Source organism: Embleya sp. NPDC050493 (assembly GCF_044458105.1).
In the GTDB taxonomy this organism is placed as follows: domain Bacteria; phylum Actinomycetota; class Actinomycetes; order Streptomycetales; family Streptomycetaceae; genus Embleya.
Genome location: NZ_JBITHP010000002.1, coordinates 611,478 through 637,906 on the forward strand (window position 1 = coordinate 611,478; position 26,429 = coordinate 637,906).

General features: G+C 72.8%; 24 protein-coding genes, 1 pseudogene and 1 riboswitch. Of the genes and pseudogenes, 12 read left to right on the forward strand and 13 right to left on the reverse strand.

Features of this window, described 5'->3' with window-relative positions:
- Positions 1 to 63 precede the first annotated feature (63 nt).
- A complete protein-coding gene (locus ACIBM5_RS05950; RefSeq protein WP_396005596.1) occupies positions 64 to 1,089 on the forward strand; it encodes a threonine aldolase family protein in 1,026 nt (341 codons plus the stop codon).
- A 77-nt stretch (positions 1,090 to 1,166) separates the two neighbouring features.
- Here the strand turns inward: ACIBM5_RS05950 and ACIBM5_RS05955 are convergent, their stop codons facing one another.
- Together ACIBM5_RS05955 and bfr are read right to left on the reverse strand one after the other, a co-directional pair.
- Positions 1,167 to 1,493 (reverse strand): bacterioferritin-associated ferredoxin, encoded by a 327-nt coding sequence (locus tag ACIBM5_RS05955; RefSeq protein WP_396005736.1) that lies wholly within the window; start codon positions 1,491 to 1,493, stop codon positions 1,167 to 1,169.
- 179 nt (positions 1,494 to 1,672) lie between these two features.
- Entirely contained in the window at positions 1,673 to 2,155 is a 483-nt protein-coding gene (gene bfr / locus ACIBM5_RS05960) for a bacterioferritin (RefSeq protein WP_396005597.1), read from the reverse strand.
- A 259-nt stretch (positions 2,156 to 2,414) separates the two neighbouring features.
- Here bfr and ACIBM5_RS05965 point away from each other — a divergent pair, with 259 nt between their 5' ends.
- Entirely contained in the window at positions 2,415 to 3,059 is a 645-nt protein-coding gene (locus ACIBM5_RS05965; protein ID WP_396005599.1) for a sulfite oxidase-like oxidoreductase, read from the forward strand.
- 102 nt (positions 3,060 to 3,161) lie between these two features.
- On the opposite strand, the gene pknB is transcribed toward ACIBM5_RS05965, so the two are convergent.
- The 4 genes from pknB to thiO form a co-directional block, all read right to left on the reverse strand.
- Positions 3,162 to 5,198, reverse strand: a complete 2,037-nt coding sequence (gene pknB / locus ACIBM5_RS05970) for a Stk1 family PASTA domain-containing Ser/Thr kinase (protein ID WP_396005600.1) — start codon at positions 5,196 to 5,198, stop codon at positions 3,162 to 3,164.
- Positions 5,199 to 5,278: 80 nt separating this feature from the next.
- On the reverse strand, positions 5,279 to 6,073 hold the full coding sequence (locus tag ACIBM5_RS05975) for a thiazole synthase (protein ID WP_396005602.1): 795 nt from the start codon (positions 6,071 to 6,073) through the stop codon (positions 5,279 to 5,281).
- 4 nt (positions 6,074 to 6,077) lie between these two features.
- On the reverse strand, positions 6,078 to 6,287 hold the full coding sequence (gene thiS, locus ACIBM5_RS05980; RefSeq protein ID WP_391582656.1) for a sulfur carrier protein ThiS: 210 nt from the start codon (positions 6,285 to 6,287) through the stop codon (positions 6,078 to 6,080).
- Positions 6,284 to 7,447 (reverse strand): glycine oxidase ThiO, encoded by a 1,164-nt coding sequence (gene thiO, locus ACIBM5_RS05985; RefSeq protein WP_396005737.1) that lies wholly within the window; start codon positions 7,445 to 7,447, stop codon positions 6,284 to 6,286. Before thiO ends, thiS begins: the two co-directional genes overlap by 4 nt.
- Before the next feature lie 10 nt (positions 7,448 to 7,457).
- Positions 7,458 to 7,569: riboswitch (TPP riboswitch) on the reverse strand.
- A gap of 116 nt (positions 7,570 to 7,685) precedes the next feature.
- Here thiO and ACIBM5_RS05990 point away from each other — a divergent pair.
- From ACIBM5_RS05990 to thiE, 3 genes are all read left to right on the forward strand, one after another.
- Positions 7,686 to 8,870 carry an NAD(P)/FAD-dependent oxidoreductase gene (locus ACIBM5_RS05990; RefSeq protein ID WP_396005603.1) on the forward strand — a complete coding sequence of 395 codons (1,185 nt, stop codon included), beginning with the start codon at positions 7,686 to 7,688 and terminating at the stop codon, positions 8,868 to 8,870.
- Between the two features lie 69 nt (positions 8,871 to 8,939).
- A complete protein-coding gene (locus ACIBM5_RS05995; protein WP_396005604.1) occupies positions 8,940 to 9,305 on the forward strand; it encodes an Rv2175c family DNA-binding protein in 366 nt (121 codons plus the stop codon).
- A gap of 10 nt (positions 9,306 to 9,315) precedes the next feature.
- Positions 9,316 to 9,960 (forward strand): thiamine phosphate synthase, encoded by a 645-nt coding sequence (gene thiE, locus ACIBM5_RS06000; protein WP_396005605.1) that lies wholly within the window; start codon positions 9,316 to 9,318, stop codon positions 9,958 to 9,960.
- Between the two features lie 669 nt (positions 9,961 to 10,629).
- Here the strand turns inward: thiE and ACIBM5_RS06005 are convergent.
- On the reverse strand, positions 10,630 to 11,721 hold the full coding sequence (locus ACIBM5_RS06005) for a polyprenyl synthetase family protein (protein WP_396005606.1): 1,092 nt from the start codon (positions 11,719 to 11,721) through the stop codon (positions 10,630 to 10,632).
- Positions 11,722 to 11,865: 144 nt separating this feature from the next.
- Between ACIBM5_RS06005 and metF the strand changes: the two genes are divergently transcribed.
- Together metF and ACIBM5_RS06015 are read left to right on the forward strand one after the other, a co-directional pair.
- A complete protein-coding gene (gene metF, locus ACIBM5_RS06010; RefSeq protein ID WP_396005607.1) occupies positions 11,866 to 12,843 on the forward strand; it encodes a methylenetetrahydrofolate reductase [NAD(P)H] in 978 nt (325 codons plus the stop codon).
- 72 nt (positions 12,844 to 12,915) lie between these two features.
- Positions 12,916 to 13,209, forward strand: coding sequence for a hypothetical protein (locus ACIBM5_RS06015; RefSeq protein WP_391582650.1), 294 nt, complete (start codon positions 12,916 to 12,918; stop codon positions 13,207 to 13,209).
- A gap of 87 nt (positions 13,210 to 13,296) precedes the next feature.
- On the opposite strand, the gene ACIBM5_RS06020 is transcribed toward ACIBM5_RS06015, so the two are convergent.
- On the reverse strand, positions 13,297 to 14,790 hold the full coding sequence (locus ACIBM5_RS06020; RefSeq protein WP_396005608.1) for a phytoene desaturase family protein: 1,494 nt from the start codon (positions 14,788 to 14,790) through the stop codon (positions 13,297 to 13,299).
- A 545-nt stretch (positions 14,791 to 15,335) separates the two neighbouring features.
- Positions 15,336 to 16,202, reverse strand: a complete 867-nt coding sequence (locus ACIBM5_RS06025; RefSeq protein WP_396005609.1) for a 1-aminocyclopropane-1-carboxylate deaminase/D-cysteine desulfhydrase — start codon at positions 16,200 to 16,202, stop codon at positions 15,336 to 15,338.
- A gap of 327 nt (positions 16,203 to 16,529) precedes the next feature.
- Between ACIBM5_RS06025 and ACIBM5_RS06030 the strand changes: the two genes are divergently transcribed.
- From ACIBM5_RS06030 to ACIBM5_RS06050, 5 genes are all read left to right on the forward strand, one after another.
- Positions 16,530 to 16,817, forward strand: a complete 288-nt coding sequence (locus ACIBM5_RS06030) for a DUF6504 family protein (protein ID WP_355534641.1) — start codon at positions 16,530 to 16,532, stop codon at positions 16,815 to 16,817.
- A gap of 12 nt (positions 16,818 to 16,829) precedes the next feature.
- Positions 16,830 to 17,339 (forward strand): SAV_6107 family HEPN domain-containing protein, encoded by a 510-nt coding sequence (locus tag ACIBM5_RS06035; RefSeq protein WP_391582647.1) that lies wholly within the window; start codon positions 16,830 to 16,832, stop codon positions 17,337 to 17,339.
- 306 nt (positions 17,340 to 17,645) lie between these two features.
- A complete protein-coding gene (locus ACIBM5_RS06040) occupies positions 17,646 to 18,404 on the forward strand; it encodes a methyltransferase domain-containing protein (protein ID WP_391582646.1) in 759 nt (252 codons plus the stop codon).
- A 39-nt stretch (positions 18,405 to 18,443) separates the two neighbouring features.
- A complete protein-coding gene (dinB, locus tag ACIBM5_RS06045; RefSeq protein ID WP_396005610.1) occupies positions 18,444 to 19,652 on the forward strand; it encodes a DNA polymerase IV in 1,209 nt (402 codons plus the stop codon).
- 280 nt (positions 19,653 to 19,932) lie between these two features.
- Positions 19,933 to 20,325: a DUF3040 domain-containing protein gene (locus ACIBM5_RS06050; protein ID WP_026218737.1), complete on the forward strand. Its 393-nt coding sequence runs from the start codon at positions 19,933 to 19,935 to the stop codon at positions 20,323 to 20,325.
- A 193-nt stretch (positions 20,326 to 20,518) separates the two neighbouring features.
- Here ACIBM5_RS06050 and ACIBM5_RS06055 read toward each other — a convergent pair whose 3' ends face one another.
- From ACIBM5_RS06055 to ACIBM5_RS06070, 4 genes and pseudogenes are all read right to left on the reverse strand, one after another.
- Positions 20,519 to 22,951 (reverse strand): transglutaminaseTgpA domain-containing protein, encoded by a 2,433-nt coding sequence (locus ACIBM5_RS06055; RefSeq protein ID WP_396005611.1) that lies wholly within the window; start codon positions 22,949 to 22,951, stop codon positions 20,519 to 20,521.
- Positions 22,948 to 24,351 (reverse strand): DUF58 domain-containing protein, encoded by a 1,404-nt coding sequence (locus ACIBM5_RS06060; RefSeq protein WP_396005612.1) that lies wholly within the window; start codon positions 24,349 to 24,351, stop codon positions 22,948 to 22,950. The genes ACIBM5_RS06055 and ACIBM5_RS06060 overlap by 4 nt, the downstream gene beginning before the upstream one ends.
- Before the next feature lies 1 nt (position 24,352).
- A complete protein-coding gene (locus ACIBM5_RS06065) occupies positions 24,353 to 25,534 on the reverse strand; it encodes an AAA family ATPase (protein ID WP_396005613.1) in 1,182 nt (393 codons plus the stop codon).
- Between the two features lie 248 nt (positions 25,535 to 25,782).
- Positions 25,783 to 26,076, reverse strand: a pseudogene (locus ACIBM5_RS06070) (carbonic anhydrase); the annotation flags it as partial.
- Between the last annotated feature and the right edge of the window lie 353 nt (positions 26,077 to 26,429).

Consider the following 26,429-nt stretch of genomic DNA (forward strand, 5'->3'; position numbering starts at 1 on the left):
CCGATCGCCGAAGGGCGGACCCTGCCCGGGTCCGCCCTTCGGCGCGTCTGGAATGCTGCCGATATGACCTTCACCGACCTGCGCAGCGACACCGTCACCAAGCCCGGCCCCGCGATGCGCGCGGCGATGGCGAACGCCGAGGTCGGCGACGACGTGTACGCCGAGGATCCGACCGTGCGGGCGCTGGAGGAGTACGTCGCCGACCTGTTCGGGCACTCGTTCGCGCTGTTCGCGCCGACCGGGGTGATGGCCAATCAGCTCGCCGTGCGGCTGTCCGTGCCGGCGGGTGGTGAGCTGGTCCTGGACGCCGACGCGCACATCGTCGCGCACGAGGACGCCGCGGCGGCCTGGCACGGCGGCATCCAGACCCGGACCACGCTCAGCCCGCGCGGCCTGTTGGAGGTCGCCGACCTGGCCCGACTGATCAGGGCGGACAACCCGTACACCGTGGGCACGCGGATGGTGGCGGTCGAACAGACGCACAACCGGGGCGGCGGCTCGGTCTACCCGCTGGAGCAGCTCACCGCGATTCGCGACCTGGTGCACGGGCACGACGTGCCGCTGCACTGCGACGGCGCGCGGATCTGGAACGCGCACGTGGCCACCGGTACGCCGCTGCGGGCCTACGGCGCGCTGTTCGACACGCTCGGCGTGTGTCTGTCCAAGGGCCTGGGGGCGCCGGCCGGCTCGGTGGTGCTGCTGCCCGCCGAGTACGAGGCCGAGGCGCGCCGGATGCGGCACCGGATGGGCGGCGGGCTGCGCCAGGCGGGCATCCTGGCGGCGGGCGGGCTGTACGCGCTGGAGCACCACGTCGAGCGGCTGGCCGAGGACCACGAGCACGCGCGGAAGTTGGCCGACCTGCTGCGCGACGCGGGCTTCGCGGTGGTCGACCCGGAGACCAACATCGTGCTGGTCGAGCTGGGCGAGGGGCAGCCGGACGCGGCCACGGTGGTGGAGCGCTGCCGGGCGGAGGGGGTGCTGGTGTCGGCCTTCGGGCCTCGGCTGATCCGGCTGGTCACCCACATGGATGTGGACGCGGCCGGGTGCGTGCGCGCGGCGACGGCGATCGCACAGGCGGCGAAGGGCTGAGGGAAGGGACGAGCGAGGGGCCGATCGCGCGGCGGAGGTCGATCGGCGACGGCCGGCGGTGGGCTCGGTCCCGAAGCTCAGGCGGCGCTGTGCCGGCGCAGCGGGATGACGTTGTCCGGCACGGCCGAGGCCGCGACGGCGGCGGTGACCGTGGGCATCGGCAGGGCGACCGGCTCGGCGGCGACAGGGGTGCCGGCGCACGCGGTCGCGCAGGTCTCGGTCTCGGCGCACGACTCGCGACGCCGGCGGCGCGACTCGTCGCGCGGCAACATCGCGGTGATGCTCTTGACGCAGCGCCCGCAGTCGGTGCCGGCGCCGCCGCAGGACTGGGCTATCTCACGCATCGTGCGCGCGCCATCGGCTATCCGGTCGTTCACCTGTTTGTCGGTGACACCGAAACACATGCAGACGTACACGGAGATTTCCCCCCAGCGGCGAGGCTACTTAGGTAAGGGTAACCTCAGCGCTCGCCGGGGGGAATACCGGGTGATCGGTGACACAATCCGGTCGGTTGTCCGGGTCCGGGCCGCGGTGTCCGCAGCGTTCGGCCGGGTCCGTCCCGGGGGGTGTCCCGAGCCGCCGGTCAGCTCTCGTTCGGCTGCTTGAGCAGGCCCGCGATGTAGAGCTGCTCGCCGACCTCGGAGAGCAGGGCGAGCTGCGTCTCCAGGTAGTCGACGTGCTCTTCCTCGTCGGCCAGGATCTCCTCGAAGATGTTGGCCGACGTCACGTCGCCCTTCTCGCGCATCAACGGGATGCCGCGCCGCAGCCGCTCGACGGCCTCCATCTCGACCGCCAGGTCGGCGCGGAACATCTCCTCCAGGTTCTGGCCGATCCGCAGCGCGTTCAGCCGCTGATAGTTCGGCAGGCCCTCCAGCATCAGGATGCGGTCGGTCAGCCGCTCCGCGTGCTTCATCTCGTCGATGGATTCGTGGCGGGTCCAGGCCGCGAGCTTGATGTAGCCGCGGTGCTCCTGCATCTTCGCGTGCAGGAAGTATTGGTTGATCGCGGTGAGCTCCGCCGTGAGCTGTTCGTTCAGGAGCTCGATGATCTGCGGGTCACTGTGCATCGCGACGCACCTTCCGATGTGGGTGGGACACAGGGGAACTCCGAGCGCGCATGAGGCAGGAGTTTTCCCACGAATCCTGTCACTTTTGGTAGCGCTTCCGCCACGAAGGGCAGCCTTGCCTTGCAATGTCGAACATGTCCCGTCCCGCCGCCGACCTTCTCGCTCGGCGGCACGGGGAACACGCACGGTGACCGCCGGCGGTCGTGGGCGCGACAGGGGCGGTCGTGAGTCGGCCGGAGCGTCTGGGACCATGTGAGGTATGGGGCATACGGAAGCGGCACAAGGTGGGACCGAGGCTCCGGACCGCGATCCGCGACTTCCGCCGGGCCAGCGCATCCAGCGCGGATGGCCCGTGCTGCACTATGGACCGGTCCCGCGGTTCAAGCCCGAGATATGGGACTTTCGCGTCTTCGGCGCGACCGCCTCGGGGGACAAGCACTGCTGGAACTACGACGAGTTCTCGGCGTTGCCGCACGACACCGTGATCGCCGACTTCCACTGCGTGACCAAGTTCAGCATGCTCGGCAACGAGTGGAGCGGGCTGACCATAGCCAAGCTGGTGGAGATCGCCCCGCCCGCCCCCGAGGTCACCCACGCGATGGTGTGGGCGGAGTACGGCTTCAGTTCGAATCTGCGGATGTTCGACTTCACGAACGATCAGACCATCCTGGCCACCCACCACAACGGCGAGCCGCTGACCGCCGAGCACGGGTTCCCGGTCCGGTTGATCGTGCCGCACCTGTACGCCTGGAAGGGCCCCAAATGGGTGCGCGGGATCGAGTACATGGTGGCCGACAAGCGCGGCTTCTGGGAGGAGCGGGGCTACCACAACATCGGTGACCCGTGGCAGGAGCAGCGCTACTCGTACCAGGAGGAGAGCGGCGAGGGGCCGGCGCTGACCTGAGCCGCCGCCCCGGACACCCCGCCCCCGGCACGTACGAAGGCCCCAACCCGAGCGAATCGGAGTGGGGCCTTCGCAGGTGCCGCGCCGGAGGGGAACCCCCGACTAGAAGTTCGAGATGAACACCTCGCTGTTGCGCTTGACCATCGAGCCCGCCGGCGGGTCCTGCTTGCCGACGTTGGCCGGGATCAGCGGGATCATCCGGTTGTTCACCCGCAGTCCGGCGGCCTGCAGCGCGCGGCCCGCGTCGTCCGGGTTCATCCCGGTCACCGGCGGGACCTGGACCAGGTCCGGGCCCTTGGACAGCACCACGGTGATCTTGGTGCCGAAGGGCACGGTCGTGTTGGGGCCCGGGGTGGACGACATGATCCGGCCGGGCGGCACGGTGTCCGAGAACTGCGGGGTGGGATCCGCCTCGACGGTCACCCCGGTCGCGGGCAGGAACCTGGCCTTGGCCTCGTTGATCTCCAGCCCGGTCAGGTCCGGCACCACGGTGTCCGGGCCTCGGCTGACCACGAGGGAGACCACGCTGTCCCGCTGGAGCTGCTCGCCGACGGCGGGTTGGCTGCTCACCACGGTTCCGGGCGGCTTGGGGCTCGCCACCCGCGTCTCCGTGCCCGGCTTCAACGCCGCGTCGGACAGCGCCTTCTTGGCGTCCTCCAGCTTGAGGTTCACCAGCGCGGGCACCACGTGCCGCTCGGGACCCTTGGACAGCTTGACCTTCACCGTCGAGCCGCTGAGCACGTTCTTGCCGGGAGCCGGGTCGGTGGACATGACCGAGCCCTTGGCGATCGTCTCGCTGAACTCCCCGTCACCGACGTAGGAGACCTTGAGGTCGGCCGCCTTGAGCCGCTTCTCCGCCTCGGCCTTGGTCATGTTCAGTACGCCGGGCACGTCGGAGTAGCGGCCCGAGCCGTACCACCACGCGCCGCCACCGATCGCGGCGGCGACCAGCAGCACGACGGCGAGCACGATCATCCCGCGCGAGGGCCCGCGTCGGCGCCGCCGGCCCGGCAACCCGGGCTGCTGCGGATAGCCGCCGCCGGTGGAGCCCGCCGAAGGTGCCTCGGCGGCCGGCGCGTACTCGTGGTGCTCCGCCGGATAGGCGTCCTGGTACACCCCGCCGCCGTAGCGCGCCTGTTCGTCCTCGGTCGAGTCCACGCTCAGCCCCAGCGGCGCCAGGTGCGGCGGCAGCAGGACCTCGCCGGCCCGGAACACGCTCGTGGCGTTGTCGTGGATCGGCTCGGGCGGCGGCGGCAGTCGCAGCGCCGCGCCGAAGTCCAGCTCCGCATCCGGCATCGCGTGCCGGGTCCGACGGACCAGGGTGAGCAGTGTCTCGGCGTCGTTCGGCCGGTGCTCCGGGTCGCGCACGGTGGCCGCGCGCACCAGCGTGTCCAGCGAGTGCGACAGACCCGGCACCGCGAGCGAGGGCGGCGGCACGTCCGCGTGCACGTGCTTGTAGATCACCTCGACCGCGGTCGCACCGTGATGCGGCTGCCGGCCGGTGAGCATCTCGTAGAGCACCACGCCCGCCGCGTACACGTCCGAGCGTGGCGTGGACTCGCCGCGCTCGACCTGTTCGGGGGCGAGGTAGGCGACCGTACCGACCAGGACCTTGCCGGTCGCGGCGGTGGCGGTCGTGGTGGTCGCGCGGGCGAGACCGAAGTCGCCGAGCTTGATCCCGCCGTCGTCGGAGATCAGCACGTTCTCCGGCTTGACGTCACGGTGCACGAAGCCCGCCCGGTGCGCGGCGGAGAGCGCGGCCAGCATCGGCTCCAACACCCCGAACGCCTCGCGCGGGGTCATGTTGCCCAGATCCTGGAGCAGCTCGCGCAGCGTGCGGCCCTCGACGTACTCCATCGCCAGGTACGCGACGGAGCCGTCGGTGCCCTGGTCGAAGACGTTGACCACGTTGGGATGCGACAACCGCGCCGCGGCCTTCGCCTCCAGGATGAAGCGGCGGGTGAACTCGGGATCCTGGGCGAGCCCGGCATGCATCACCTTGAGGGCGACGGTGCGGTCGAGTCGGGTGTCGAGAGCCCGGTACACCGTGGCCATGCCACCCGCGGCAACTCGGGCATCGACCCGGTATCGACCGTCGAGCAGCCGCCCGACGAGCGGATCGTTCAAGGTCGTGTCCATGTTCTGGAGTGTAGGGTCCACTGCTTTGTGGACGCCGACGGTCTTCCCCACGGTTCCCCGCCGGCCGGCCTGTGTGCGGCTCAGAAGGCGGGGTGCTCGGGGCCGGCCTCCAGCATGCCGGCCATCGGTGACGACGCGTGCGCGTAGTGGCGCATCGGGATCCGCCCGGCGCGGTAGGCCAGCCGCCCGCCGTCCACCGCGTGCCGCATCGCCTCGGCCATCAACCGCGGCGACTGCGCGCGGGTGACCGCCGTCGCCAGCATCACCGCATCGCAGCCCAGCTCCATCGCCAGCGCCGCGTCGGAGGCGGTGCCCAGACCCGCGTCCAGCACCACCGGGACCTCGGCCTGCTCGGTGATCAGCCGGATGTTGTGCGGGTTGCGGATGCCCAGGCCCGACCCGATCGGCGAACCGAGCGGCATCACCGCCGCGCAGCCCACCTGTTCGAGTCGGCGGGCGAGCACCGGGTCGTCGTTGGTGTAGGCCAGCACCCGGAAGCCGTCGTCGACCAGCCGTTCGGCGGCGTCCACGAGCTCGACCCCGTCGGGCAACAACGTGCGTTCGTCGGCCACCACTTCGAGCTTGATCCAGTCGGTCTCCAGCGCCTCGCGGGCCAACCGTGCGGTCAGCACCGCCTCGCCCGACGTGAAGCACCCGGCGGTGTTCGGCAACACCCGGATGCCCAATCGGCGCAGCACGTCCAGCACCGAGCCGGCGGTCCCCGGGTCCACCCGGCGCATCGCCACCGTGGTGATCTCGGTGCCCGACGCGATCAGCGCCTGCTCCAGGATCTCCAGGCTCGGCGCGCCGCCGGTCCCGGTGATCAGCCGCGAGGTGAAGCACTCGCCGGCGATCACCAGCTTGTCGTCGGCCATGCCCTCAACCTCCTTGGACGGCGGTCAGCACCTCGACGCGGCTGCCCGCGTCGAGCACGGTCTCGGCCCACGCCCCGCGCGGCACCACCGACTCGTCCACCGCGACCGCGACGCCCTTGGCGGCGGTGGTCAGCGTGGCCACCAGTTCGGCGACGGTGGTACCGGTCGCGACCCGGCGCCGGTCGCCGTTGACGGAGACCTCGATGTCGTTCATGCCATCACCTTCCGGGCGGTGGTCGCGAACCGGTCGGGCCCGAAGGGCGCGACGAGTTCGGGGGTGGTGCCCTGCGCGAGGATCTCGGCGACGGCGTCGGCGGTGATCGGGGTGAGCAGGATGCCGTGCCGGTAGTGGCCGGTCGCCACCACCAGGCCGGGCAGCGCCGAGCGACCCAGGATCGGCGCGTTGTCCGGGCTGCCGGGGCGCAGCCCGGCGAGCGTCTCCACCAGGGGCAGTTCTGTGATGCCGGGGACGAGTTCGTGGGCGTCGCGCAGGAGTTCGTACACGCCGCCCGCGGTCACCTCGGTGTCGTGGCCGAGTTCGTGCTCGGTCGCACCGATCACCAGTTCGCCGTCCGCCCGCGGGACCAGGTACATGCTGCCGCCCTTGACCACGCCCCGGACGTTGCGGGACAGCAGTGGCAGCAGCGCCGGCGGCACCTTCAGCCGCAGGATCTCACCCTTGACCGGCCGCACCGGCGGGACCACCTCGGGCGGCAGGCCCGGGATCAGCGCCGAGCGGCAGCCCGCCGCGAGCAACACCTGATCGGCGATCAGGTCGCGTCCGCCGGCCGTTCGCACGCCGTACGCGCGCTCGGCGGCGACCAGGACGCGTTCGACGCTTTCGCGCACGAAGACGACGCCGGCCCGCGCGCAGGCCGCGAGCAGCGCCGCGACCAGTCGGCGGTTGTCGATCTGGTGGTCGTCCTCGACGTGCAGGCCGCCGGTGATCGCCGGGGACAACATCGGTTCGAGCCGACGGCACTCGCGGCTGGTCAGCCAGGACGACTGCAGGCCCAGCCGCTGCTGATAGGCGTGCAGGTCCTTGAGCACGGCCCGGTCGTCCGCGTCCAGGGCGACCGCGATCGTGCCGCAGGCGCGGTAGCCCGAGGGCAGGTCCGCGGCCTCGGCCAGTTCGGCGGCGAACTCGGGGTAGCGCCGGGCCGATTCGATGCTCAGCCGGAGCAGGCTCTCCTCGCCGTACTGGAGTTCGGAGACGGGGGTGAGCATGCCGGCCGCGGCGTGCGAGGCACCCCTGCCCGGGGCCGGGTCGACGACGGTGACGGCGAGGCCGTACCGGGTGCGCGCACGCCACGCGACGGACAGTCCGACGACGCCCGCGCCGACCACGACGACGTCGGTGGGGTGCTCGGACATGGTGGGGCTCGACATGGTGAGGGGAACTCCCTTCGCCGGTATGACCCGGATCAGGTTCGGACGGTCGGGGGCTCGCAGCCCCCCTCTCAGCCCGGTCTCACCGGGCTCCCGTGACCTCTCCACACTACGACACCGGTTTCGGGCGCCCGGGAGTGCCCGAGTGTGCCCCGACGATGTCCTTGACTGAGTCAAGACCCTGCTCGTCGGCGGTGCCGGCCCGCGTCATAGGGTGCCCTGCATGGACAACGTGCTCGTCGTGGGTGCCGGCATGGCCGGCCTGCAAACCGTGGTGGCGCTGCGGGACCAGGGGTACACCGGTCGCGTCACCCTGCTCGGGGCCGAGGCGCACGCGCCGTACGACCGCCCGCCGCTGTCGAAGGAGGTGCTCGGCGGCAAGACCGACGACACGTCCTTCGAGGCGGACTGGGCCGCGCTGGAGACCGACGTGCTGTTCGGCCGGACCGCGACCGGACTGCGCCCGGGCGCGGTCGACACCGACGCCGGGCCGATCGCCTTCGACCGCCTGGTGATCGCGACCGGCTCGCGGGTGCTGAACCTGCCGGGCGCGGCCGAGGTCCCCGGCGTGCACGTGCTGCGCACCATCGACGACGCCCGCGCACTGCGCGCCGCACTCGTGCCCGGCGCCCACGTGGTGATCGTCGGCGCGGGCTGGATCGGCGCCGAGGTGGCCACCGCCGCGGCCGCCGCCGGTTGCCCGACCACCGTGGTCGAGGCCCTGCACACCCCCCTCGCCGGGCCCTTCCCGGACGCCATCGGCGAGCGGATCGTGCGGTGGTACGCCGAGGCGGGCGTGGAACTGCTGCTGGACGCGAGGGTGGACCGCCTGGAGGCGGGCGCGGTGCACCTGACCGACGGCCGCCGACTGCGCGCCGACGCGATCGTGGTCGGCATCGGGGTGCGCCCGGCCACCGAGTGGCTGGCCGACTCCGGCGTGGTCCGCAACGAGCGCGGCTTCGTCGAGGTGGACGACCACCTGGCCACCTCGATGCCCGGGGTGTACGCCGTCGGCGACTGCGTGGACTTCCCCTCCGCCCGGTACGACATCCGGATGAACGTCGAACACTGGGACAACGCGCTCCAGGCGCCGCGCGTGCTGGTGACCAACCTGCTCGGCGGCGACCAGGTGTACGACCCGGTCCCCTACTTCTGGTCCGACCAGTTCGGCCGCATGGTCCAGTACGTCGGCCGGCACGGCGCGAGCGACGAACTGGTCTTCCGGGGCGCGGGCGAGGACGGCAAGTGGACCGCGGGCTGGTTCGCCGGCGACCGGCTGGTGGCGCTGCTCGCCGTCGCCCGACCGCGCGACCTGGCCCAGGGCCGCAAGCTCGTGCAACTGGGCACCCCGGTGGACCGGGAGCGGTTCGCCGACCCGGAGAACCCGCTCAAGTCGGTCGCGCTGTGACGGCCCGGCGCCCGCCCGACCGCCGGGCGCCGGCGGTCGGGACCGGGCGCGGAACCTAAACTTGGCCGGGTGAGCGAGATCGACGCCAAAACAGAAGCCCTCGTCCCCGCCTGGGTGACACTCCCCGACATCGCCGAGATCCTCGGCGTGGACATCCTGAAGGTCCGCCAGCAGCTCAAGGAGCGCAAGTTCCTGGCCGTGCGCCGCGGCGAGCACCGGGCCCTCCAGGTGCCCGCCGACTTCTTCCAGGACGGCAACATCGTCAAGGGCCTGGTCGGCACGCTGACCCTGCTCGCGGACTCGGGCTTCACCGACGAGGAGGCGCTGGAGTGGCTGTTCACTCCGGACGACACGCTCCCGGGCACGCCGGTGCAGGCACTGCAGGAGAACCGGATGACCGAGGTGCGTCGCCGCGCCCAGGCCCTGGCGATCTGAGGCCGCGCGGATGACGAGCCGTCAGGAACGGTTGGCCGCCGCCCGTCTGTACCTGTGCACCGACGCCCGGGAGCGCCAGGGCGACCTGCCCGCGTTCCTGGACGCGGTGCTGGGCGCGGGCGTGGACATCGTGCAGTTGCGGCAGAAGGGCCTGGAGGCCCGCCTCGAACTCGCCTACCTGGAGGTGTTCGCGGACGCCTGCCGCCGGCACGGCACGCTGCTCGCGGTCAACGACCGCGCGGACGTCGCGCACACGATCGGCCCCGACGTGCTGCACCTGGGCCAGGACGACCTGCCGGTCCCGGCGGCGCGCGCGATCATCGGCGGCGACGTGCTGATCGGCCGCTCCACGCACGCCGAGGCCGAGGTGGACGCGGCGATCGTCGAACCGGGGGTGGACTACTTCTGCACCGGACCGGTCTGGCCGACCCCGACCAAGCCGGGCCGACCCGCACCGGGGCTGGACCTGGTCCGGTACACCGCCGCGCTGCGCCCGACCCGGCCGTGGTTCGCGATCGGCGGCATCGACCTCGGCAACCTCGACGAGGTGCTGACCGCGGGCGCGGAGCGGGTGGTGGTCGTGCGTGCGATCACCGAGGCCGCGGACCCGGCCGAGGCGACGGCGGAATTCGTCCGGCGACTCGCCGCACGCTGAGCCGGTCGCCGGCGATCGGCCGGAAACCGGGCGTCGGGTCCGGCGCGACCGCGGCGCCGCGCGCCGGCCGCCGCGGCGGCCGGCCGAGGTCTCGGCAGGTGCCGATCGTGGTCGGAGCGTCCCGTGCGGGCCGGTCGGGCACGTCGGTCGGGGCCGGACCGTTCGACGGCGGTGTTCGGGCGGCCGACCCCGATCCGCCGGGTCGACGCGGCGGGTGTCGCCGCCGTGGGCCGATCGGGTGGTTGGCCTCGCGGATGGCGCTTTCCGGCCGAACCGGGCGGAGCGAGCGGCCAGACTGCCGAGATGGACACACCCGACGTTCGCCTCCGTCCGGGGTCCGCAGAGGATGCCCGCGACCACGACCTGCCGCACCCCGCGACGGAACCGCTGATCCCCGGCCCCCGGTTCGCCGCCGCCGAACGCCCGATGCCTCGATCCGGGCGTACGAGCCCGACGCCGGACGGCGGCGGTGCGCTGCTGTTCCCGCTGCTCGTGCTCGCCGCGATGATCGGCGGGATCTACCTGGTCGGCCGCAATCCGCCCCAGGCCCTGCCGCACGCCGACCCGACGCACGGCCCTCGTCCCGCCCCGGGCCGGGTGGCCGAGTCGGAGCGTCCCCGGTCCGTGCCGGCCGCACCGTTCACCATCACCGGCCCGCCGGCCGCCCGACTAGACGCTGCGCACGGTGGCGGCGTCGGCCAACTCGCGCAGCACTTCGCGCGCGTCCTCGGCGATCGGCGCGACGGCCAGGGCCGCGAGGGCCCGCTCGGTCAGCTCGGTGATCATCGTCTCGACGTCGGCGAGCGCGCCGGTGTCCTCGATCACCACGCGCAGTTCCTTGACGCCTATGTCGCTCAGTCCGGGATCCCCGAGCAGCGTGTCCAGCACCCCCGCCTGGACGCGCGAGGCCCGCTCGCCGGCGAGCGCGAGCAGTACGGTGCGCTTGCCCTCCCGCAGGTCGTCCCCGGCCGGCTTGCCGGTCCGTTCGGGATCGCCGAAGACCCCGAGCACGTCGTCACGCAGCTGGAACGCCTCACCGAGCGGCAGCCCGTAGGCGGAGTAGGCGGCCAGCGCGGCCTCGTCGGCGCCGGCCAGCGCGGCACCCACGTGCAGGGGGCGCTCGATCGTGTACTTGGCGGACTTGAACCGCATCACGCGCCGTGAGCGCTCGACCGAGCCGCCGCCCATCGCCTGTTCCAGCACGTCGAGGTACTGGCCCGCCATCACCTCGGTGCGCATCACGTCGAACAACGGCTTGGCCGCCCGCAGCGCCCGGTCGTCCACCCCGCTCGCGCCGAACATCTCGTCACACCAGGACAGACACAGGTCGCCGAGCAGGATCGCCGCCGCGGAGCCGAACGACTCGCCCGAACCGACCCACCCGTTCGCCCCGTGCAGGCCCTCGAACCGCCGGTGCACGGCGGGCTTGCCGCGCCGGGTGTCGCTGCTGTCCATCAGGTCGTCGTGGATCAGGGCGCTGGCCTGGAGCAGCTCCAGCGCGGTGGCCGCCCGCACGATCGCCTCGTCCGGTGCCGCCGGACCCGCGATGCCACGCCATCCCCAGTAGCAGAAGCCCGGTCGCAGCCGCTTGCCGCCGTCGAGCACGAAGTCGTTCAGTGCCTCGGTGACCGGAACCATGCCCTCGCCCACCTCGGCGAGCACCTCGGCCTGACGGTCCATGAACTCGCCGAGCGCGGCATTGATGCGCTGCCGCAGGCCGTCCCGGTCCAGGGGGTGTACGGGGAAGGAATCGGCAGCCATGGAGTCTTCCGTCGAGGGCGATGAAACGATGAGGAAATACGGGGAAGCCTAACTTGCGGTCCGCGCGGCCATCCCGAGCAGCCCGGCCGTCTCGCCTTGTGGGAAGTCGTTCTCGCGGGGGCGACCGCCCGATAGCCTGCCTGCATGTCTCTCGGTGCCGCATCCACTCGCATCAGTCGAACCCCGGCCATTCGCGATCTGCTCGCGAACGGCAGCCGGTCGTTCTCGTTCGAGTTCATGCCACCCCGGACGGAGCAGGGCACCCGCACGCTGTGGGACGCCATCCGTCGGGTCGAGGCGCTGGCGCCGACCTTCGTCTCGGTCACCTACGGCGCGGGCGGCTCCAGCCGGGGCATGACCGTGGACACCACCGAACGGATCGCCACCGAGACCACGCTCACCCCGGTGGGGCACCTCACCGCGGTCGGGCACTCGCGCGCCGAGCTGCGCAACATCATCGGGCAGTACGCCGACGCGGGCGTGCGCAACGTGCTCGCGCTGCGCGGCGACCCGCCGGGCGACGTGAAGGGCGAGTGGGTCGCCCACCCGGACGGCTTCACGTACGCGGTCGAGCTGGTCGAACTTCTGCGCGCGTCCGGCGACTTCTGCGTCGGCGTCGCCGCGTTCCCGGAGATGCACCCGCGCTCGACCGGCTGGGACGAGGACATCCGGCACTTCGTGGCCAAGTGCCGCGCGGGTGCCGACTACGCGATCACCCAGATGTTCTTCCGGGTCGAGGACTACCTGCGGCTGCGCGACCGGGTCGCGGCGGCCGGGTGCGACATCCCGATCATCCCCGAGGTGATGCCGGTCACCAGCCCGACCACGCTGGTGCGGGCGGACGAGCTGAGCGGCTGCTCGGTACCGGCCGACCTGGCGGCGGCGGTCGAGGCGGCCGGTGACGACCGGGCGGCGGTGCGCGCGATCGGGGTGGAGTTCGCGACCCGGATGTCCGAGCGGCTGCTCGCCGAGGGGGCGCCGGGGCTGCACTTCATCACCCTCAACCGGTCCACGGCGACCACCGAGATCTACCAGAACCTCGGACTGCACGAACGATCGGGCGCGGAATCGGGCGACGGCTCGGGCGCGGCCGCGGGCGAGGGATTGGGTCGAGCCGGCTGATCCGGCACACCCCCCGACGACCGGTTCACCCTCTAGGGTGAGGCAACGCGCCGGTAACGAAGGGATCGACCCGTGCAGATCGGCCTGGTGGTGCTCTACATCCTGTTCGTGCCGATCGGGCTGTGGTTGCTGACCGAGGCGCTGTGGCAGCACGGCGCGCCGTTTCGCTACCGCGTGCTCGCCTTCGTCGGCTTCGTCGGCGTGGCCGTGGGCGTGGGCATCAAGAACCCGGTGCTGGTCGGCATCGGCGTGTTCTGCTTCGCGGTCGGCCAGTTCCTGACCACGCGCTACGTGCGCAAGGGCTTCCACCACGGCTGGACGGTCAGCGGCCGTCGCCCGAAGGGCCGCCGGGCCAAGGCCCGCTGAGGACGCCCCGGATCGGACCCGGGCGCCGCCGAGCGGTTCCTCGGCCGTTTCTCCGGCGCGGCCCCGGCAAGATTCGCCGGACACGCCCTACGCGCGCCCGATCAGCTCCGCCACCAGTGCCGCGGACATGCCGACTCGGGTCAGGCCGCCGCCCGGGTGGGCGCTCGCGCCGACCGAGAACAGGCCCGGTACGGCCGACCGGTTCGGCACTCGGCGCGGCGCGTTGCGCGGACCGTCGGCACCCGCGCCCGGCACCGCGCCGCCCGGGGCACCGGTCTGCCCGGCCAGGTCGGCGGGGGTGCGCAGGATCGACCACAGCACCCGCTCGCGCACGTCCAGGCCGCGGCGGGCCAGCAGGTCGAGCACGGTCGCCGAGTAGTCGTCCCGGACGGCGGCCGAGTCCCAGTCCACCGGGCCCTGTCGGGGCACGCGCAGCTGTACCGTCCACGCGCTGTGCCCCTCGGGGGCCGACGTCTCGTCGTCGGGAGCCAGTACGCACAGCGTGGGATCCGTCGGCGGGGTCGCGCGGTCGGCGAACAGCGCGTCCGGCTCGCGCCCGGGGTCGTCCGCGAACAGGTAGGTGCGGTGCGGCGTCCCGGGGGTGCGACCGCGCAGCGCGAGATGCAGTTCGAGCGTCGCCGAGGAGGCCGGCACCCGACCCGCCCCGGGAGCCTTCGGGCCCGGGCCCGGCAGCAGCCCGGCGGTCCCGGGATCGACCGGCAGGTCGGTGATCACGATGTCGGCATCGAGTCGGCCGCCGTCGGCGAGCAGCACCCCGGACACCCGGCCGCCCGCGCGTTCGATCGTGCTCACCTCGGTGTCGGTGCGCACCTTCACCTTCCGCTGCACACAGCGTGCGTGCAGCGCCTCGGTCATCCGGTGCAGGCCACCGCGCACCCACCACACCCCGAAGGTCTCCTCCAGGTACGGCAGCGTGGCCAGCGTCGCGGGTGCCTTGCCGGGGTGACAGCCGGCCTCGACGGCGAAGCGTTCGAGGTGGGCGCGCAGCCGGGGGTCGCTCAGGTGGGCCCGGCCGAGCGAGCGCAGCGAGCGCCAGGGCGCGGTGGTACGCAGGTCGGCCCGCCCGCCCGCACTGCGCAGCCGTTCGGCCCGCCCGGCCGGGTCGGCCAGGAGTGGTGCCTCGAAGAAGGTCTTGCGGGTGATGCCCCACATCTCGCCGGCCCGGTGCAGCAGTCGCTGCCAGTCGTCGCCCGCCCCGGGCCCGAAGCCGGACTCGAACGCGTCGTGCGTCCCGGACCGGGACGCGTTGGGGATGTCGACGACGGTGCGCGGCCCGCCCGCGGCGGCGAAGGACTCCCGAGTGGGAGTGGCGATCGGGACCAGGTCCACGACGTCCTCGATCGCGGCGCCGGTCTTGAGGAACAGGTCGCGGTAGACGGCCGGCAAGGTGAGCAGCCCCGGGCCGGTGGTGAAGGTGAAGCCGTCCCGGACGATCGACCCGGACGCCCCGCCGGTCGAGGAGGACCGTTCGCAGATCGTCACCTCGTGCCGAAGCGTGGCCAGCCGAGCGGCCACCGCCAATCCACCCATACCTGCGCCGACAACCACGATGCGAGCCACGGTGGCACAGCGTATATGCAGGTGAGGGGGATCAGGCCCGCCCCCCGGGCCTGATCCCCCTCACCTTCCCGCGACCGCTCCCCACGGTCCACGGGCCCACCCCCCAGCGGGTCACGATTGATAAGACTCGCGACCCGGGCAGAGGGTTGTACGCGCGAGGAAGATTTCTTTTCATCGAATGCGACCCGGGTCGGAAATCGTGATGAACACGGATATGGGCGGCGATACCCGGGCCCGCTTCTGAGTACCTGTACGGATGTTCGCCCCCCGGGTCGACCGGCAGAGTGGTCGGCACGGGGAAACGCCCACGGAAGTCTCGGGGGAGCGCCGTTCGGGGGGAACGGCGGGGCGTGACGGCATCGGGATCGGCGCGGGGGGCGCCGGTCCCGATGGGACGACCGGCCGGCCGGGGGGGGCGGCGGGTCGTTCGGGGCCGGCTCTGCCGATGGGACGGCGGAGCCGGCGCCTTCGGGACGGGGTCGGCCGACGACCCGCCAAAGGTCGGATCGGCCGGCGACACCGCCATCGGCCGGCCACGACCGCCGTCAGCCGGTGACCACCGCGATCAGCCGGGTGCCCGGGGCGAACATGCCGCGCTCGGCGAGGGCGAACAGGCCGAACAACATCTTGCCGACGTAGATCGGTTCGGGCGCGAAGTCGTGCCGGGCCGCGAAGTCGGCGAGGAACGTGTCCAGCTCCGGGCCGCGGCGGGCGTAGCCGCCGTGGTGGAAGTCGTGCTCCACGTGCCAGTTGTCGGTGGGCGCGCCGTAGGTGCGCCGCTGGAGCTCGGCCACCTCGTCGGCGAGGAAGCCGCCCTTGAGCGCCGCGAAGCCGATCGCGCGCCGCCCCGGCGGCAGACCCGCCGCGATGCCGGCCAGCGTGCCGCCGGTGCCCACGGCGACGCAGACCACGTCGAAGTCGTCGCCGAGCTCGGCGGGCAGTTCCGCGCAGCCGCGCACGGCGGCCTCGTTGCTGCCGCCCTCCGGAAGCACGTAGGCGGGCCCGTGCGCGGCGAGCAGCCGATCGAGCACCTGCGGCGTGTGCTTGGCCCGGTAGGTCGCGCGGTCCACGAACACCAGCCGCATGCCGTGTTCGACGGCGAAGGCGAGCGACGGGTTGAGCGGGCGGTCGGCGAGCTCCTCGCCGCGCACCACGCCTACCGTGGCCGACCCGATGGCGTGGCCGGCCGCGGCGGTGGCCCGCAGGTGGTTGGAGTACGCGCCGCCGAAGGTCAACAGCGTGTGCTGCCCCTGGTCGCGGGCCGCCGTCAGGTTGTACTTCAGCTTGCGCCACTTGTTGCCCGACACCTCGGGGTGGATCAGGTCGTCCCGCTTGAGCGCGAGGCGCAGGCCGAGGGCGGTCAGCCGGGGATCGCACAGCTCGTGCAGCGGTGAGGGCAGACGTGGGCGCACCGGACAAGGGTGGCACGTCCGGTTGGTCCCGCGATGGTGTCGGTGTCGCCTGTCACGGTGGAAACACGTGGGGAGCGACCGCTCCCGACGACCGGGCCGGCCGACTCGAACATGCTCGAACATCACTCGAACACGACGGTTCGCCCGGGACTGCGGCAATGACGTTGACGTGGGTGGGGGAGAGAGCTTTACTGGCAAACGAGATCGAACTTTTGTTCGAGAGAAAAGTTCGATTCGAACGGCACGGGGCAAGCGGATGGGCAGCCTGGGGTTGCGGTGCGTGGGGAAGCGCATCGCGGCTCCCGGCCTCGGCAGAGGAGGAGCTGTATGACGCGTCTGCACACCGATCCGGTGGAGGTGCTGCGCAGTGGTGGGGACCCCGCGCGGTTCCTGTGGCACGACCGGCTCTACGTGGTCCGGGAGGTGCTCGGTCACTGGGTGGAGACCGGCGAGTGGTGGCAGCACGCGCGCTCGCGGACCGCCGTCGTGGCGACGGGGGAGCGCGAGGTGTGGCGCGTGGAGGCCGGAGCCGGCCGCAGCGCGCCGTTGGGTGTGTACGACCTCAGCCTGGACGCCGGCGCCGGGACCTGGACGCTGGCGCGGACCGCCGATTGAGGAGGTGACCGTGTGAGCGCGAGTGCGAGCCCGAGCGCGAGTTGGAACCAGTCCGCCCACATACCCGAACCGCCGCCGATCCGACGGGCGCCCGTGCGCTGGTCGTCCGCCCCGCGCGGGGCGCTCGATCTGCTGACCCAGGCCCGGCGCGGGCTCACCGAGGCCGCCGTCAACCGCGACGCCGCGGAACGGTACGCCACCGCCCACCTGGCCGCATTGCGGGTGGCGGCGGCCGTGCTCGCCGCCCGGGCGCAGGCCGAGGACGAGCGCGCGAATCGCCGCAGGCGGGCCCCGCGCAGCGCCTGGGAACTGCTGCCGAAGGTGGCGCCCGAGCTGACCGAGTGGGCGGCCTTCTTCGCATCCGGCGCTCGCAAGCGTGCCGCCGCCGAGGCGGGACTGCCCGGCGCGGTCACCGGCCGCGAGGCGGACGACCTGATCCGCGACGTGGAGACCTTCTTCCGCCTGGTGGTGCGACTGCTCGCACTGCCCCCGATCCCGGCCCCACCCCCTCCTGTCGATTGAACGCACCACCCATGAACCGACCGAGCCGATCGAACCGTCCGTTCGCCCACCCGCACGTCGCGCCCGGGCACCCGGCCGTACCCGAACCGACGGCCGCAGCCGGCCCCACCGCGCCCGCGCCCGGCCCGCGCCGGGTCCCGGTGCACACGAGCGGCTTCGAGATCCCCCCGTACGCCGGCCCGCGCCCGGCCGGCGGCCGCACCGGGCAGCCTCCGCACAGGCTCCGGCACGCAGGCCCCGGGAGCGCGGGATGACTCCCGACAACGCCCTAAGGTGGAACCCGACCAGTTCCGGAGGAGGGTGTCCGTGTCCGACCAGACGCGCAGGCGCAGCTCGATGCGTACGGCCGTCGTGTGGCAGGTGCTGCGCGAGGCGTTGGACCGACGGGTCGAGGCGGCCGGGCGGAGCGTGCTCGACGTGCTCGACGCCGGCGGCGGCACCGGCAACCTGGCCGTGCCCATCGCCCGACTCGGCCACCGGGTCACCGTCGTCGATCCCAGCCCGGACGCGCTCGCCGCGTTCGAACGCCGGGCCGCCGAGGCCGGCGTCACCGACCTGGTCCGGGCCTACCAGGGCGACACGCACGGCCTGTTCGACGTGGTCGAGCCGGACGCCGCCGACGTGGTGCTGTGCCACGGCGTGCTGGAGGTGGTCGACGACCCCTCGGCCGACCTCGCGCACATCGTCCGCGCCCTGCGCTCCGGCGGCACGCTCAGCCTGCTCGCGGCCAACCGCACCGGTGCGGTCCTGGCCCGTGCCCTCGCCGGGCACTTCGACCAGGCCCGCGACCTGCTCGCCGACCCCGAGGGGCGCTACGGCCCGGCCGATCCGCTGCCGCGCCGGTTCACCGTCGCCGACCTCGTCGAGCTGGTCGCCAAGGCCGGCCTGGAGGCCGGCCCGGTGCACGCGATCCGGGTCTTCGCCGACCTGGTCCCGGGCGTCCTGGTCGACGACCCGAATTCGTTCGACGCGCTGCTGGACCTGGAGCGGGCCGCGGCCGAACAGCCCGAGTACCGCGCCCTGGCCACCCAACTGCACCTGCTCGCGAGCAAGCCGGCGGGCTGACCTCCACGCCGGTCGGGGCCCTCGGACGGGCGGTGCCGGATGAGTACCGCCCGATCCGGCTCGCCGGCGATCATGCACGTGGACATGGACGCCTTCTACGCGTCCGTCGAGATCCGCCGCAATCCCGAACTGCGGAACACCCCCCTCGTGGTGGCCGGCCACGGCCCGCGCGGGGTGGTGCTCTCCGCCACCTACGACGTGCGCGCGCTGGGCGTCCACGCCGGCCAGGCCACCTCCCGGGCCCGCCGGCTCGCCCCGCACGCGGTGTTCCTGGCGCCGGACCACGACGACTACGGGCTGGTCTCCGGCGGCGTGATGGAGGTGCTCCGCTCGATCACCCCGCGGGTGGAGCCGCTGTCCCTGGACGAGGCGTTCCTGGACCTGGCGGGCGTCACCCGCCGGCTCGGCCCGCCGGAGACGGTCGGCGAGAACATCCGCGCCCGGATCCTCGACGAGCAGGGCATCACCTGCTCGGTCGGGATCGCCGACAACAAGTTCACCGCCAAGCTGGCCGGCGCGCTGGCCAAACCGGACGGGCTGCGCGTGATCCGCCCCGAGGAGGTGGTGGACTTCCTGCACCCGCTCCCGGTGGACCGACTGTGGGGCGTCGGCGAACGCACCGGCGCGCTGCTGAGCGATCTGGGCCTGGCCACCATCGGCGATGTCGCCCACACCTCGGTCGAGACGCTGAGCCGCGCGCTCGGCCCGGCCGCCGGTCGCGGGCTGCACGAACTCGCGTGGGGTCGGGATCGGCGTCCGGTGATCCCCTGGGAACCCGAACGCAGTATCGGCGCCGAGGAGACTTTCCCCACCGATGTGGACGACCCGGATGTGATCCGCCGCACCCTGCTCGACCTCGCTCACCGCACCGCGACCCGGCTGCGGCGGGCGAAGGCGGCCGGGCGGACCGTCACGATCAAGATCCGATTCGCCGACTTCAGCACCCTCACCCGGGCCAGGACCCTGCGCGAGGCCACCGACGTGGGCCACGAGATCTACGGCGTGGCCTGCCTGCTGCACGGCGCACTGGGTCTGGAACGGGCCCGACTGCGGCTGGTGGGCATCCGGGTGGAGGGCCTGGTCGGCGGCGTCTACCCACGCCAACTGGCGCTGGGGGAACGGGTTCTGGGCCGGCGCGAGGCGGAACGCGCGGCCGACGCGGTGCGCGGCCGGTTCGGCGACGCGGCGCTGACCTCGGCCACGCTGCTCACCCCCGGGCCCCGGTCGCGCGGGCGTTCCGGGCGCTGAGACCGAGCCCGCCGACCGCGGCCGGCCCACGGCCGTGACCCGCGCGGCCCCGCCCCTCAGCGCGAACCCGCTCCGGCCGCATATCATCGAAGCCCTGACCGGGGGACATGAGCGTGCGCCGGACAGGGCAGGAGTGTCGACAGGGGCGGGAATCGACGTGGTGACCCATCATCTTGGAGCAGGCTTCGAGCCCGTGCCGAGGGTGGCTTTCACGACAGCGATTACCTGCCTATCCTGAAAGGGCCGCAAGGTCGCGTCGCGGCCGACGAAGGAGGACGCCGTGCCGCTCTCAGAGCACGAGCAGCGCATGCTTGAGCAGATGGAGCGAGCGCTCTACGCCGAAGATCCCAAATTCGCGACAGCGCTCGAAGCAGCCGGCATGCGCCGGCACACTCGGCGACGCACCGTTCAGGCGATCCTCGGATTCCTGCTCGGCATCGTCCTGTTGATGACCGGCATGATGGTCCAACAGATCTGGGTGAGCGTCATCGGCTTTCTGGCGATGCTCGGTGGGGCGCTCCTCGCGGTCACCGGCTGGCGCCGGGGACCCGCGACGGCCAACGCGGGCGAAGGCGGCGGCGCTCCCGGGCGCGCACCGCGCCGGCGCAAGGCCAAGGTGATGAACCGCATCGAGGACCGCTGGCGCCGTCGGCGCGAGGAAAACGGCGGCTGACCCTTCGGGGTGATCCGGACGACACGGCGGGGGAGACCCCGCCGCCGCCCGGCCGACGCGGGCGGACCCGGGCGCGACATGTCCGACCGGCCGGGTGAGTCGACCGGGTGTACGTACGAACGCCGGTGGCGGTGACTTCCGAGGATCTCGGGAGTCACCGCCACCGGCGTTTCGGCGTTTCGCGCCGTCGCGCTCAGCCGATGTCGACCGGCTTCGCGGTGGGCCCGGGGCCGTCGCTCCGGCGCCGGCGCGGTCGGAATCGCTCGACGAACGCGTATCGGCGCTCGGCCGGGCTCGGTCGGCCCCGGCGGCGCAGCGACGACGGGAGCAGCGTGGCGCGCAGGCGCCGGCCGCGACCGGCCTGGGCGAGCAGGCCCTTGCGGACCGCCCGTACGTCCTCGCCCAGGCCCGGTTCCCGGGTCGGCGGGGTCTGGGCGTACAACAACCGCTCGGTGGCCAGTGCGATGCGCGGCAGTGCCTCGCGGGCCGCGAGCAGGGCGGCGGACTCCGGGTGCGCGGCGTCGCCGTCCGCTGCCCCGGGCCGTTCGGAGAGCACCCGCAGCAGCCGTTCGGTCGCCTGCCGCGGGGTCTCCGCGTCCGGCGCCGGATGCCCCAGATCGCGGGCGGTGTCCAGGACCTCGGTCCAGCCGCCGAGCACCGGACCGGCCCGGTCGCCGGGTTCGTCCGCGCCATCCGCCGCCACGTTTCGGGTCAGCGCGGCGAGGCGGCGGGCCCTGACCCGGCCCCGGGTCAACATCGGTGCCGCCGCGAGCAGCACGAACAGCGCGATCCCGGAGCCGATCAGCAGCACCCGGCCGGAGAGCCAGGGCTCGTCCGAGGAGCCGCCGGCGGTGACCGGCGCGGTGCTCGCGGACACCGAGGGCGCCGCGCTCGGTGCGGTCTGCGGCTGCTTCGTGGGCAGTTCGCCCGCGCTGCCCGGCGATGCGGACGGCACGACCGGTGCGATGTCCTGCTGCGCGTAGGAGGGCGAGTTGCCCCGCGACGGGGTCGGCTCGAACCGGATCCAGCCCGCTCCGGAGAAGTACAGCTCCGGCCACGCGTGTGCGTCGTGGCTGCTGACCTTGTAGGTCAGGTCGGTCTGCAGGGTGCCGGGGATGAAGCCGACCGCGACCCGGGCCGGGATGCCCAGGGTGCGGGCCATCACCGCCATCGCCGAGGAGAACTGCTCGCAGTAGCCGACCTTCTGCTCCAGGAAGTTCTCCAGGGCGGAGGCGCCGTTGCCCTGCGGGACCTTGGTGTCGTAGCGGAACTGGTTGGACCGGGCGAACCACTCCTCCAGGTTGCGGGCCCGGTCGTAGGAGGTGCCGTTCCCGCCGATCCGCAGTGCCTGCTGGCGGATCCGGTTCACCATGTCGGTCGGCAGCGGCAGCGACACGTACGGCGCGAGCGAGGGCGGCGGCGGCGCGGCGGCCTTGAGCTGGGCCGGGGTCGGCTCGACGTCGAGGCTGGTCACCGTCCAGCCCAGGCTGCGGGTGTCCTGCTTGTTGTCGCCGAGCAGCAGTCGTCCCTCGGGCTCGAACCGCCAATTGCCCTTCACCTGGACCTGCGAGGCCGGGTAGGGCATCGGCAGCGAACCCTGCCGGTAGTTGTTGTTGGCCTCGATCCGGGTGGTCACCTCGGTGGTGCGCACCGCCGCGTCCAGTCCCGCGGGCTTGGGAAACTCGCGCGGCACGTCGGTCAGTTGCCGCTCCGAGGGTTGCCAGGTGCGGCCGTCGAACCGGTCCAGCGAGGAGATCCGCAGGTAGATCGAGCCCGGCGTGGCCGCGTTGGTGCGGTAGCGCATCAACTCGACGTTCTCCGCCCGGTTCAGCTCGTCGGAGAGCTTGACCACGGGGTTGATCGTGGTCAGCCGGTGCGATTTGGGGCCGTTGTCGTTCTTGTCGATCAGGCGGTTGGCACTGAGCGGGATCAGCGCCGGGACCGCCACGGCCACCGCGAGGGCGGTCAGGCCGATCCGGCCGCCGCCGCGTGCGGGTGGGCGGTACTGGCGCAGCGGCGGGTAGCCGGCCGGCACCGGCGGGGTCAGCGGGCGGCCCCAGCGCAGCAGCCGTTCCCGGCCCTCCGCGAGCAGCAGCAGCACGTAGGCCAGCGCCGCGATCAGGAAGATCGCCCAGCCCAGTCCGGACCGGGACAGCGCCGCGGGCACGCTGTAGAGCGCGAGCAGCGGCAGGCCCGCCGGAGCGGCCTGGGCGTAGGTGACCGCGATCATGTCCACGAGCACGGCCATGCCGCCCATCACCAACAGCAGGATCGCGACGATCCCGGGTGAGGCGGGTGCGGGGGTGGTGAACTCGCGGATGTCCTGTCCGCCCACCCGCAGCAGGTTCACGAACGCGTCGATGCTGCTCGGCGTGGGGATCGGGCCGCTGGCGTCCGGTACGCAGACCAGCAGCAGGTAGGGCACCAGGGCGGCGAGTTGGCACAGGCCCACGATCGGGCGCGGTACCCGGATGCGTCGGGCGCCCTCGCCGACCAGGGCGACCAGCAGGATCGCGCCCAGGCCCTGGGCGATCCAGCCGCCCGCGTCGACCAGCGGGAGCAGCGAGGACGACGTCAGCGCGGTCGCGAGTCCCGCGACCAGGGCCAGGCGCAGCCGACCGGTCATGACCTTCCCCCTCCATCGACGGTGCCGCCCCCGACCGTGGGTGCCGAGCGCGGGCGCGGCGGCGGGGTCGAGGAGGCGGTGTTCGCCGCGGGTGCGGCGGGAGCACTCGCGCGCGAGGTGCCGGCGAAGGACACCGAACCCGCGGCGGCGGGGTCGCCCACCCGGCCGGCCGAGCGCCACAGTTCGGACAACCGCGAACCGGCCCGGGCGGACAACACCCGCCAGCCGGCCTGACGCAGCAGGGCCACCGCGCTGTCGTGCGGCAGCGCGCCGGGCACCCGGCCCCAGGTGCTCACATCCAGCACGACCGCGACCCCGCGGCCGGAGCGGTGCCGGGCCCGGCCCAACCGCTTGACGTCGTCCTCGGTCAGCGCACCGAGCACGGCGACGGTCAGGCCGCCGCCGTTCGGGTCGCGCAGCGCGGGTTCGGCCCGGTCGAGCGCGGCCACCGGCACGGTCTCCACCACGGCCAACGCATCCAGCAGGAAACCCTCCAGGTCGCCGGGCGCGGCCCGGATCCCCTCCAGGTCACCGGCCAGTGCGTCGCCCTCGGAGTCGAGCAGCCGGGTGGTGTAGCCGCGGCGGCACAGGTGCACGCCCACCGAGGCGGCGGCCGAGACGACCCACTCGAAGGACGACGCCGGCCCGTCGCCCACGTGCGCACCCTCGCGGGTGTCGATCAGTACGGTGGCCCGGTTCTGCCAGGCCTGCTCCTCGCGGCGCACCATGAGTTCGCCGCGGCGGGCCGTGGAGCGCCAGTGCACCCGGCGCACGTCGTCGCCGTGTCGGTACTCGCGCGGGACCACGTCCTCCTCGCCGGACGCGGACACGTTGCGGGCGTGGCTGTCGCCGTATCCGGTCCACTCGCCGCCCAGGTCCACCGCGGGCAGCGGCTGCACCGCCGGGGTGACCACCAGGGTGTCCCGCGCGGCGAAGGACCGGGTCAACTCGCACATCCCGAACGGGTCGGCCATCCGCAGCCGCAGCGGCCCGACCGGGAAGCGGCCGCGCAGGTCCGAGCGGACCCGGTAGGACACGTGCCGGCTGCCGTGCGGCTCGATCCGGTCGAGCACGAACCGGGGCCGCGAGCCGAGCACGTACGGCACGTGGTCCTCCAGCATCAGCAGACCGGTGGGGATGCGCGAGACGTTGTCCACGCGCAGCCGTACCTGCGACTCGTGACCGGCCGCCACCCGAGGCGGCTCCAGCGCCCGGGCGCTGGTGACCAGGTGCCGGGTGCGGGCGACGATCAGCACCGACACCAGGGGCAGCGCGGTGAGCAGGAAACCGACCCGCAACAGGTCGCGTTGGCCCAGGATCACCGCGCAGATGCTCGCGGCGACCCCCGCCGCGAGGAAGGACCGCCCCCGCGTCGTCAGGCCGGACAGGGCGGTACGCACGTCAGCGCGCCGCCCCGGAACCCGTGCCGCCGAGGCGGCCGTCGGACGGCACCGGCGCGTAGCCCTGGTGCGCGGTGGGTGCCTGGGTCGGGTACGGCCGGCCGCCGTTGTGCTGCGGGACGCCGCCGGGGTACGGCATGTGCGCGGGCGGCGCGGGCGGGGGCTGCACGGTCTGCGGTGCGCCGACCCGACCCTGGGCCGGCGGGACCTGGCCGCTCGGGGAGCCGGGGACCGGGACCTGGCGGACGATGTCGGTGACGATCTGTTCCGGGGTGCGCCGGGCCATCTGCGCGTCGGCGGTCGGCAGCAGCCGGTGTGCGAGCACCGCGACGGCCAGCGTCTGGAGGTCGTCCGGGAGCACGTAGTCGCGGTTGTCCAGCGCCGCCGCCGCGCGGGAGGCGCGGACCAGGTGCAGGGTCGCCCGCGGCGAGGCGCCCAGGCGCAGTTCGGGGGAGCGGCGGGTGGCGTTGACCAGGTCGACCGCGTAGCGCGCGACGGCCGGGGATACATGCACCCGGCGTACGGCGTCCGCGAGCCGGACCAGGTCCGCGGCGTCGGCCACCGGGGTCAGGTCGGTCAGCGGCGAGCCCGCGCTGTGGCCGCCGATCATCCGCAGCTCGGCGTCCGCGGCGGGGTAGCCCATCGAGACCCGGGCCATGAACCGGTCCCGCTGCGCCTCGGGGAGAGGATACGTTCCCTCCATCTCCACCGGGTTCTGCGTCGCGATCACCATGAACGGCGCCTGGAGCTCGTATGTGGTGCCGTCGACGGTGACCTGACGCTCGGCCATGCACTCCAGGAGCGCGGACTGGGTCTTGGGCGAGGCCCGGTTGATCTCGTCGCCGACCACGATGTTCGCGAAGATCGCGCCGGGCTTGAATTCGAACTCGCGCTTCTCCTGGTCGAAGACGCTGACTCCGGTGATGTCCGAGGGAAGCAGGTCCGGGGTGAACTGCACCCGGCGCATCTCGCAGTCGACCGAGCGCGCGAGCGCCTTGGCCAGCATCGTCTTGCCGACACCCGGAACGTCCTCGACGAGCAGGTGGCCCTCGGCCAGCAATACGGTCAAGGCGAGGCGGACGACCTCGGGCTTGCCCTCGATCACGGTCTCCATGGCCCCGCGGATCCGATCGGTGGTGACCGTCAGATCCCCCAGACCGGCCTGATCGTTGAACGTCGACACCCGTGCCCCTCCCTGGAACCGCGTTGTGCACGCCCTGGGTCAGGGCCACAGGCCGATTCTCCCGGTAGCGTGCGCTGCCGTCACCCCGTTGGACGGCCCGGACGACGCACGATGCGACTCCGGAGGGTAGTCGACGCGCCGTGGGGACGGTCCGGTCGGCAGAAATTGGCTCGGCCGAGACGGGTCGGTCTCCTCGATAGTGCGGTGCCGAGTCGGAAAACGGGTCGGCAAGATCGGGGCGACGGACCCTAGGACTGCTCGGGGGCGCCTTCCGGTTGCACGTCAGGGAGGGGGAAAACCTCGCGCAACAGGCCGGTGGTGACGTCGTATACGAATCCGCGCACCGTGTCGTCGTGCAACAGGAACGGGGACCTGCGCACGCGGTTCATCGACTCACGCACATCGCCGTCGAGATCGACGAACGCCTCGACCGCCCACTGCGGGCGCAGGCCGGTGTCGGCCTCCGGTTCGCGGCGGAAATCCTCGGTCACCGTGAGCATGCCGCACAGGGTGTGCTGGATCAGCACGACCTGCGTAGTGCCGGTTGGCGGCGACAAGACGATCGACCATGGTCAGGACGTTGGCGACCGGCACCGCGTCTCGCCTCGTGGGGGGAGTCACACTCTGGAAGTAAGGGATGGCTCGTCACCATTTCGGGTCTATGGGTGCTAATCCCCGAATGAGAGATTCGTACCGGGATCCCAATGGTGTGGAGGTGGAAACCCGCGCCCGAGGCGGGGGAGTGGCGTGCGGGGGGCGCGCAATCGGGTGGTTCTTCGGATGCACCCCTTCTGACCTGGGCTTTTGTCGGTGCTGTGAACAGAGTGACGCGCCCGAAAAGGGTTGACCGTGGGGTTTGGTGGAGTAGAGTGGCGGGAAATGGAGCTGCAAAGCT